The following is a 249-nucleotide window of genomic DNA, read 5'->3' on the forward strand; positions in this document are numbered from 1 at the left end:
GGCGGAACTGGTTGAGCTTACTGAAGCAGCATTCGACGAGATGGCGCTGGGCATAGAGATGCTTGTCGAGCGGATGCTTGAGTGCGCGTGACGGATTGTTGGGGATGACGGCGAGCGCGCCCTTGGCGGCGATGGCTTGGCGCAAGTGATCGGCGTCATAGGCGGCGTCGGCCATGACGACCTCGGCGGACAAGCCTTCGATCAATGCGGCGGCTTGCGGTGCATCGCCCTTCTGACCCGCGGTCAGCG

General features: G+C 63.9%; 1 pseudogene. It reads right to left on the reverse strand.

Annotation, left to right across the window (positions count from 1 at the left end):
- A pseudogene (locus FNJ47_RS47405) lies at positions 1 to 249 on the reverse strand (IS5/IS1182 family transposase); the annotation flags it as partial.

The organism is Bradyrhizobium uaiense (assembly GCF_010811875.1).
Classification (GTDB): Bacteria; Pseudomonadota; Alphaproteobacteria; order Rhizobiales; family Xanthobacteraceae; genus Bradyrhizobium; species Bradyrhizobium uaiense.